Source organism: Kitasatospora sp. NPDC091257 (genome assembly GCF_044757675.1).
Taxonomy (GTDB): Bacteria; Actinomycetota; Actinomycetes; order Streptomycetales; family Streptomycetaceae; genus Kitasatospora; species Kitasatospora lactacystinica.
The window spans coordinates 1-1,200 of record NZ_JBIVVI010001792.1 but is presented as its reverse complement, the minus strand read 5'-3'; the positions used below and the strand labels follow the sequence as shown (position 1 = coordinate 1,200).

General features: G+C 75.8%; 1 protein-coding gene. It reads left to right on the top strand.

What is annotated here, in order from left to right; all coding sequences use genetic code 11:
• A partial coding sequence (locus tag ACIQOV_RS42075) for an acyltransferase domain-containing protein (RefSeq protein ID WP_401056507.1) occupies positions 1-1,200 on the top strand: 1,200 nt, incomplete at both ends.

The following is a 1,200-nucleotide window of genomic DNA, read 5'->3' as shown; positions in this document are numbered from 1 at the left end:
GCGGTCGAGGCCGCCGAGGCCGAGGTCCGCGAGGCGATCGGCGACCGCCTGGACGTCGCGGCCGTCAACGGCCCGACCTCCGTGGTGGTCTCCGGCCCCGTCGAGGTGGTCGAGGAGTTCGCGGCGCGCTGGTCGGGCGAGGGCCGCCGGATCCGCCGGCTGACCGTCTCGCACGCCTTCCACTCGGCGCTGATGGAGCCGATGCTGGCCGAATTCGCCTCGTTGCTGGCCGGGTTGACCTTCGCCGAGCCGCGCGTTCCGGTCGTGTCGAACCTGACCGGCGGGATCGCCGAGCCCGGGCTGCTCACCACCCCCGACTACTGGCTGCGCCAGGTCCGTGAGGCCGTCCGCTTCGCCGACGGCGTCGCCCACCTCGACGGGCAGGGCGTCACCCGCTTCGTGGAGCTGGGCCCGGACGGGGTGCTCTGCGGAGCCGCCCAACAGTCCGCGCCCGACGGGGTGTTCGCCCCCGTCGCCCGCCGCGACCGGGAGGACGTGGACACCGCGCTGCGCGCGCTGGCCCGGATCTGGGTCGCCGGCGCGGACGTCGACTGGCGGGCCGTGCTGCCCGCCGGCCGACGGCTCGAACTGCCGACGTACGCCTTCCAGCACGAGCGCTACTGGCCGGAGGCGGTCCCGCCGGCCGGCGACCCGGGTACGGTCGGCCTGGAGCCGGTCGGCCACCCGCTGCTCAGCGCTGCGGTTCAACTGGCCGGTGACAACGGCCTGCTGCTGACCGGAAGGCTGTCGGTGGCCACGCACCCGTGGCTGGCCGACCACGTCATCCTGGACCGGGTGGTGGTGCCCGGCGCCGCGCTGGTCGAGATGGTCTGGGCGGCCGGCCGCCGGGCCGGCTCCCCGGCGATCCGGGAGCTGGTCCTGCGCACGCCCCTGGTGCTGCCCGAGCACGCCGGGGTGCAGATCCAGGTGAGCGTGAGCGCCGCCGGCGAGACCGGTGAGCGCACCGTCGAGGTCTACTCGCGGCCCGAGGGCACCGGCGACGCCGTCTGGATCAGCCACGCGGCCGGACTCCTGGCCGACGAGGCCGCCGCTGCCGACGCCGGACCGGACCTCACCGCCTGGCCGCCGGCCGGTGCCACGGCGCTGCCGCTGGAGGGTTTCTACGAGGCTCTGGCCGAGGTCGGGTACGGCTACGGTCCGGTGTTCCGGGGTCTGGGTGCGGCCTGGCGGGTGGGTGAG